The sequence below is a fragment of the bacterium genome (assembly GCA_040757115.1).
Lineage (GTDB): Bacteria > UBA9089 > CG2-30-40-21 > CG2-30-40-21 > SBAY01 > JBFLXS01.
The window spans coordinates 1-7,589 of the sequence record JBFLYA010000179.1 but is presented as its reverse complement, the minus strand read 5'-3'; the positions used below and the strand labels follow the sequence as shown (position 1 = coordinate 7,589).

The following is a 7,589-nucleotide window of genomic DNA, read 5'->3' as shown; positions in this document are numbered from 1 at the left end:
ATTAAATATCAAATATAAATATCAAAATGCAAAATTACAAATCAAATTTCAAAAAGGACTTCAAGAAAAGACTATATAACTTTACTGTGCGACTTATAGAATTGATCGATAAGTTGCCAAAAGATAGTGTTTCTCAAAGAGTTAGAGGAATTTGGTAATATCTTTGCATCGAGTATTTTAACCTTGAAAGGGAAGAGATAATTTTACATTTTGATATGTAATTTTTATATTTGCTTTTTGCATTTTGATTTTTGTAAATACCCGTTTAAAAACTACAGTTTCCTGGTTTTGCAGAAATCTATAATTGGTAACTAAAAAAGAGGGGAAAAAAATGCTTTATCATATATTTTATGAATGGTTATACGAACCAGAGACTTGTTTTTCCATCTTCAGGGTTTTTAAATATATTACCTTCCGGGCGGCTTATGCCGCTATCACGGCGTTAGTCATATCTTTAATTATCGCTCCATTTATTATCAAAAAATTAAAGCAAAAACATATTAATCAAGTCATTCGCAAAGAATACCTCCAAAATCATATTCATAAGGCTGAAACCCCAACTATGGGAGGGATAATCATTCTAATTGCGTTACTTGTATCTTCAATTCTCTGGTTGCGGTTTGATATTCGATTTACCTGGATAATTATAGGAATGACTGTAGGTTTAGGTCTAATTGGATTTATAGATGATTACCTGAAATTAGTCAAACAAAGGTCTGAAGGTTTAGTCGCTAAGTATAAATTTAGTGGTCAGGTTATCCTGGCATCTATGTTGGCAATTTATCTGTGCTATCATCCGATACATTCGCAGTATGGAACTTCCCTTTCTATTCCTTTTTTTAAAGGAGCACCGGTAGATATAAGTTGGTTTTATATTCCATTTGTCATTTTGGTCATAGTTGGCACTTCCAATGCGGTTAATCTAACCGATGGTCTGGATGGACTGGCGATTGGTGCGATAATATTTGCGGCAATTGGTTTTGTCGGTGCCTCATATTTTGCCGGGCACTTTAAATTCGCCCATTATCTAAAGATAATCTATGTCAGTGGTGCAGGAGAGATAACTATTTATCTTGCCGCCTTGATTGGAGCATCCATTGGTTTCCTGTGGTACAATGCCTATCCCGCAGAGGTATTTATGGGGGATACAGGCTCATTGGCTCTGGGTGGTATACTTGGGACAGCGGCTGTCTTGATTAAAAATGAATTATTATTAGTAATCATCGGCGGATTATTTGTGATTGAGGCTTTATCGGTTATTCTTCAAGTTGGTTCGATGAAATTGACTAAACGCCGAATATTCAATATGGCGCCTCTACATCATCACTTCGAGAAAAAAGGTTGGAGTGAACCAAAGATTATTGTGAGATTCTGGATTATTGCCGGGATATTTACCCTGTTAAGTTTAAGTACCTTGAAATTAAGGTAAGGGTAACCGTTCAGCTGGTAATTCACCGCCCAGACGCAAGAGTTCACAGAGAAGATATGGAAATAAATCAGATAACAGAAAAGATTATTGGTGCAATCATGGTAAAATACATAGGACATCACAACCAAATTTGTTAATCAATCATGATATCTCGGTCCTTAAAAGCTTGCTCTGATGAAAATCAGAGATTGTCCTGATGAAAATCAGGAATGGAATGAAGCATCTGGTAAATAGTTTTTAATTTTCTTCTCTGCGTCTCTGTGTCTCTGCGGTGAACGGTTGCAAGAAAAGAACGAAAATGAATATTAAAGATAAAAGAATAATTATTGTTGGCATGGCGAGAAGCGGTTTGTCAGCGGCTAAATTGTTACTTAAATATGGGGCAAAGGTAAAAATCTCTGACTCAAAACCAGCCTCACAATTGCAAAACGAAATTACTCAATTAAAAAATTTAGACATAGAAATAGAAACAGACGGACATAAGGAAGACTCTTTACCCCGCTGTGAATTAATCGTTGTCAGTCCTGGAATTCCGGTAGAGATTCCATTTTTACAAAAGGCGAAAAAATTGGGTATTCCGATTATCTCAGAAATGGAATTAGCCTATCAATTTTTACCACAAAATCGAGTGATTGCGGTTACCGGCACAAATGGCAAAACAACGACTACAACATTAATTGGCGAAATCTTAAAAACCGCTGACCAAAAAGTTATCGTCGCCGGCAATATCGGTTATCCATTATCCGAGGCAATAGATAAAATTGACAAAGATTATCTTGTGGTTGTAGAAATAAGCAGTTTTCAATTAGAAACCATAAAAGATTTTAGACCCAATATCAGTGTTTTTTTAAATTTTACCCCAGACCACCTTGATAGACATAAAGACCTGAATGATTACTTGAAAATAAAAGCAAGAATCTTTGAGAACCAGACTAAAGATGATTTTATGGTTCTAAATGCAGATGATTCAAATATTATGGAGGTAAGTCAACAATCTAAGGCTAAACCAATTTTTTTCAGTCTGACTAAAAAAGACTTTGAAAACGGTATCTTTCTAAAAGGAAATCAGATTGTTAGCCGATTTGAAGGACAAGAAAATAAGATATGCAAAACTCAAGATATAGCCTTAATCGGGCCTCACAATCTCCAGAATGTCCTATCGGCTCTGGGAGTAAGTGCTATTCTTAAAATTGATTTCGAGGTGGTCAGAAAGACATTAAGAGAATTTAAAGGGGTCGAGCACCGCATAGAAGAGGTGGCTTGTATTAACGGCATACGGTTTATTAATGATTCAAAGGCAACCAATGTTGATTCAGTCCTTGTTGCCTTGCAAAGTTTTAATAAACCAATTATCTTAATTGCTGGTGGTCGAAGCAAAGGATGTGACTATAGCCGACTAAATCCTTTGTTATCAGCAAAAGTAAAGACATTGATTTTGTTGGGTGAAGCAAAGGATAAAATCGCTCAAGGTGTCCATTTTGATAATATCTTTAAAGTCCAGAATTTACACGAGGCAGTTGAATTAGCATATAAACTATCTAAACCAAAGGATACAATCCTTTTTTCACCCGCCTGCTCAAGTTATGATATGTTTAAAAACTATGAAGAAAGAGGCCGGGTATTCAAGGAAGAAGTAGCAAGAATAAGTAAGCGTTCAGCATTCAGCATTCAGTTTTTGAATGAACGCTGTTATAGCAGTTATTATACTCAGGGTGGATAAGTAAAAAATCCCAAATCCCAAGCACCAAATTTCAAATAAGCACCAAATTTCAAGTACTAAATACCAAACTATGGGAGGTAATGTTTTGAATTTTGGTCATTCGAATTTGTTTGGAATTTGGAATTTGTGATTTGGAATTTCATAGCCATATCTGGGTCAAATTTCGATTAATAAGTGCTATAACATACTCAAGGAGGATTATATGGCGTCAAAATCACGAGTGGATATTGCATTATTTTTAATCACGATTACCTTGGTGGGGATTGGTGTGTTGATGATTTATAGTTCCAGTGCTATCTTTGCTAAACAACATACTGGTGACACATATTATTTTTTTAAAAGACAACTTATCTGGGTGACAATGGGGCTAATTGGACTTTTTTGTGCCTGGAAATTTAATTATCATAAGTTACAAAAGAGAAGTTGGCAATTATTTCTTTTTGGGGTATGTTTAATTAGCCTGACTATCATCCCTGGCATAGGATATGAGATAAGTGGGGCAACAAGATGGCTAAAAATATGGTTTATAAGTTTTCAACCATCAGAATTAATGAGAATTATCTTTATCATTTATTTGACTGATTTTATAGTTCGTCGAGGAAAAGAATTTCAGGGGCTTTTTAAAGGATTTCTGCCCCCTTTGTTACTTTTAGGACTTGTTTCCGTAATTCTATTAAAACAACCTCATCTGGGAATGGTTGTTCTTTTAGGTATGGCGACAGTGTCTATTTTATTTGTCGGCGGGTGTAGGATGCAATATTTAATAGCGCTGGTATTATTGGCTATTCCAACAGTTTATTTTTTAATTCAATGTGCTCCATATCGAGCCAGAAGATTAATGGTATTTTTAAACCCCTGGGCAGACCCCGAGCATAAAGGTTACCACATTATTCAGTCATTAATTGCCTTAGGTTCTGGAGGACTATATGGACAGGGATTAGGTGAAGGTAAGTTAAAATTATTTTACTTGCCTCAATCATCGACAGATTTCATCTTTGCGGTCATCGGCGAAGAAGGTGGATTTTTACTGACAGCCTTTGTTATTATTCTATTTGTACTATTTGCCTTTGCGGGATTAAAAATTAGTCTTTTAGCCGCAGATGCTTATGGCTCATTATTGGCATTTGGGATAACGGCTTTAATTATCCTGCAATCACTTCTCAATATCGGTGTCGTTACAGGCGTAGTTCCAACTACAGGAATGCCATTACCTTTTATTAGTTTTGGCGGTTCATCTTTACTTATTAATATGATTGGAGTGGGAATTATTTTAAATATCGCTAAGTACTCGTTACAACAATCATTCACCAGTAGATTGCATCAGTAGGTAGAAGAGGCATAGGGTAAAATGCGGATTATAATTACAGGCGGTGGGACATTAGGACATATCTACCCGGCTCTGGCAATTGCCGAGAGATTAAAAGAAAAGACCGAGATTTTATTTATAGGTACCACAAAAGGGATTGAGTCAGATATCCTTCAAAAACAAGGGTTTAAATTTAAAGGGCTTGATGTCGAAGGCTGGACTGGAAAAAATAAAATTAAGTTTTTCATTAAACTAATAAAAACCTTTTTTGTCGGGATAAGGTATCTTATAGAGTTTAAACCAGATATTGTTCTGGGAATGGGAGGTTATGCCTCAGTTCCTGTAGTCTTAGGAGCAGTCTTATTTAAGATTAAAACCGTTATTCATGAGCAAAATTTTATTCCTGGTAAAGCCACTCGCTTGCTGGCTAAATTTGTCGATAAAATAGCCATTAGTTTTGCCGATTCTAATCGATTTCTACCCACGAAAAAAACCGTGCTAACAGGCAATCCCGTTAGATTACAGATTGGACAGATAAATAGACAGGAGGCACTAAAGAGATTTGAGATAAGTGGAGATAAATTTACCTTGCTTGTCTTTGGCGGAAGCAAAGGGGCACATAAAATTAATGAGGTGATGAAACAAACACTAAATCTTCTCCCAGATGATAAAATACAAATAATTTGGGCAACCGGGGAGGAAGATTATCAAGTCATAAAGGAAACAAAATCAAAAGTAAAAATAGTCGTTGAAAAGTTTTTTTATGATTTACCCGTAGCGTATCAAGTGGCAGATTTGGTTATCTGTCGAGCCGGAGCAACAACCATCGCGGAAATTATTGCTTGTAATTTGCCAGCAATTTTAATCCCATATCCCTATGCCACAGATAATCATCAGGAATATAACGCCAGACCTCTGGTGGAAAAGGGAACGGCAATAATGATAAAAGATAGAGAACTATCATCTGAAAATTTAGGCAAGATTATTATTGAGTTAATCGAAAATCGTCATAAACTCAAAATAATGGCTGAAAATTATCAGCCGCTTAAAACGGCAGATGCAACCCAAAATGTGGTTAATATTATTTATTCGTAACCGTTCAGGTAGTCTGGTATCTGGGTGTCTAAGTGTCTGGGTTACATAGACTACCAGACACATAGACACCATTTACGCAAAATTGTAGGATTTGTTACTATCCTGATTTCCTGGATGTTAACTGATTGCTGATACCTGATGGCTGAACGCTTACATTTATTCTTTAAAGAAAGGAGTGTAGGATGAAAAGACTTTTCCCTGTGGGTATTCCGGTTAGGGGAGATGACTTAGTCGGTCGTGAAAAAGAGATTGAAAAAATTTGTCAATTGCTTAAAATTGGACAAAGTGTTGCGATTATTGCTCCTCGAAGATATGGAAAGACATCTTTAGTCTTAGAAGTTATCCAGAGGATAAAACAAGAAAAATATCTTTGTGGGTATGTAGATATATTTAGAGTCATATCTAAACAAGAACTTGCTGAAAAAATTGTAGATACGGTTATAGAAAATAAAAAAATTAGTCAGTTTGTTAAAACAATTAAAGAAGGATTAAGTCAATGGATGAAGCGAATAGAATTTAAACAGATAATCGAAGATTTCGAGTTTATATTAAAATTCGGAGAAACTAAGATAGACGAATTAATGTTACTTGATGAGGCATTACAATTTCCAGAAGATTATGCAAGTAAAAATAATGTTAATTTATTAATGGTCTATGATGAATTTGGGGATTTAGTTAAACTAAATGGAGAGATGTTAATAAAGAGGATGCGGGCAATACTTCAAATGCAAGAAAAGGTAGTCTATGTTTTCTCTGGAAGTCAAGAAAGTATTATGATTAACTTATTCTCTAATTCTAAATCTGCATTTTTCAGATTTGCTCGAGTTATCCATTTAGATTTACTTCCTAAAGCACCTTTAGTTAAGTATATTATATCTAAATTTTCCCAGGAAAATATCATTATCTCCGATGAACTCGCTGGTGAGATAATTGATAGGGTTTGGGGACATCCTTACTATACTCAATTACTCTGCCAAAATATTTACTTATTAAGAAATGGACAAATAATCACTAAAGAAGATATTGATATCGCCATCCAGGAAACATTGAATACTGAAAGAGTATATTTTGAACAAATATGGGAGAAACTTAAAACAAAGAAGAATTTTTTAGAAGTAATCCGCTTTATCGCCTCAGGTAATTCTAACCCATATAATTTGCGCCACTTAGAACGACAACAGATTTATTACATTACATCTCAATTAGAAATGTTAGGCTATTTGAAAAAAATAGATAAAGGTCAATATGAATTAAGCGACCCTTTATTTAAAGAATATATAACATCATTTGTAAAAGAAATTGTTATATAAGAAATATTTTTACACAAAAGAGGTAGCAAGGATGTTTAAACAAGGCCAACATATACATTTAATTGGTATCGGTGGTAGTGGTATGAGTGGTATTGCTGAGGTGTTGTTAAATCTGAAATGCCAGGTAAGTGGGTCAGATATTCATCCCGGTGATACCACGAAAAGGCTTGAAATGTTAGGTGGAAAAATATATTATGGACATAATGCTAATAATATTAAAGATGTAGATGTTGTAGTTTATTCTTCTGCGGTTAGTGAGGATAATGTGGAGGTAGCGTATGCTAAATCTAAGCGAATACCAGTTATCCCTCGTGCGGAGATGCTTGCCGAGTTGATGCGGCTTAAATATGGGATTGCCATTGCCGGCGCACATGGCAAAACAACCACAACCTCAATGATTTCATTAATTTTAACTAAAGCCGAATTCGACCCAACTGTTGTCGTTGGCGGCAGATTTAACGATATTGGAAGTAATGCCCGATTGGGTAATTCTGAATATATGGTTGCAGAAACAGATGAAAGTGATGGAAGTTTCTTAAAACTTTCGCCCATCATCTCTGTTGTAACTAATATTGACCGTGAACACCTTGATTTTTATAAGGATTTAGATGAAATTAAACTTGCATTTCTTACATTTATGAACAAAGTTCCGTTTTATGGACGGGTAATCTTTTGTCTGGATTGTCCAAATCTCCGTGATATAATGGAAAAAATAGAAAGGAAATGGAC

At 35.2% G+C, this 7,589-nt stretch carries 7 protein-coding genes; all 7 read left to right on the top strand.

Going from position 1 to position 7,589, the window contains the following annotated elements:
• Positions 1-26 precede the first annotated feature (26 nt).
• A complete protein-coding gene (locus AB1422_13975) occupies positions 27-158 on the top strand; it encodes a hypothetical protein (GenBank protein ID MEW6620421.1) in 132 nt (43 codons plus the stop codon).
• A 173-nt stretch (positions 159-331) separates the two neighbouring features.
• Positions 332-1,429 (top strand): phospho-N-acetylmuramoyl-pentapeptide-transferase, encoded by a 1,098-nt coding sequence (gene mraY / locus AB1422_13970; protein ID MEW6620420.1) that lies wholly within the window; start codon positions 332-334, stop codon positions 1,427-1,429.
• Positions 1,430-1,727: 298 nt separating this feature from the next.
• Positions 1,728-3,149, top strand: coding sequence for a UDP-N-acetylmuramoyl-L-alanine--D-glutamate ligase (gene murD, locus AB1422_13965; GenBank protein MEW6620419.1), 1,422 nt, complete (start codon positions 1,728-1,730; stop codon positions 3,147-3,149).
• A gap of 202 nt (positions 3,150-3,351) precedes the next feature.
• Positions 3,352-4,476 carry a putative lipid II flippase FtsW gene (gene ftsW / locus AB1422_13960; GenBank protein MEW6620418.1) on the top strand — a complete coding sequence of 375 codons (1,125 nt, stop codon included), beginning with the start codon at positions 3,352-3,354 and terminating at the stop codon, positions 4,474-4,476.
• 21 nt (positions 4,477-4,497) lie between these two features.
• Positions 4,498-5,550: an undecaprenyldiphospho-muramoylpentapeptide beta-N-acetylglucosaminyltransferase gene (gene murG / locus AB1422_13955; GenBank protein MEW6620417.1), complete on the top strand. Its 1,053-nt coding sequence runs from the start codon at positions 4,498-4,500 to the stop codon at positions 5,548-5,550.
• A 182-nt stretch (positions 5,551-5,732) separates the two neighbouring features.
• On the top strand, positions 5,733-6,860 hold the full coding sequence (locus AB1422_13950; GenBank protein ID MEW6620416.1) for an ATP-binding protein: 1,128 nt from the start codon (positions 5,733-5,735) through the stop codon (positions 6,858-6,860).
• A gap of 31 nt (positions 6,861-6,891) precedes the next feature.
• The coding region (locus AB1422_13945) for a Mur ligase domain-containing protein (GenBank protein MEW6620415.1) at positions 6,892-7,589 on the top strand (698 nt) is incomplete at its 3' end.

Bases quoted from the DNA above. Each gene is read 5' to 3' on its own strand.
- murG (MEW6620417.1), top strand. From the start codon at position 4,498: ATGCGGATTATAATTACAGGCGGTGGGACATTAGGACATATCTACCCG.
- AB1422_13975 (MEW6620421.1), top strand. From the start codon at position 27: ATGCAAAATTACAAATCAAATTTCAAAAAGGACTTCAAGAAAAGACTA.
- AB1422_13950 (MEW6620416.1), top strand. From the start codon at position 5,733: ATGAAAAGACTTTTCCCTGTGGGTATTCCGGTTAGGGGAGATGACTTA.
- ftsW (MEW6620418.1), top strand. From the start codon at position 3,352: ATGGCGTCAAAATCACGAGTGGATATTGCATTATTTTTAATCACGATT.
- murD (MEW6620419.1), top strand. From the start codon at position 1,728: ATGAATATTAAAGATAAAAGAATAATTATTGTTGGCATGGCGAGAAGC.
- mraY (MEW6620420.1), top strand. From the start codon at position 332: ATGCTTTATCATATATTTTATGAATGGTTATACGAACCAGAGACTTGT.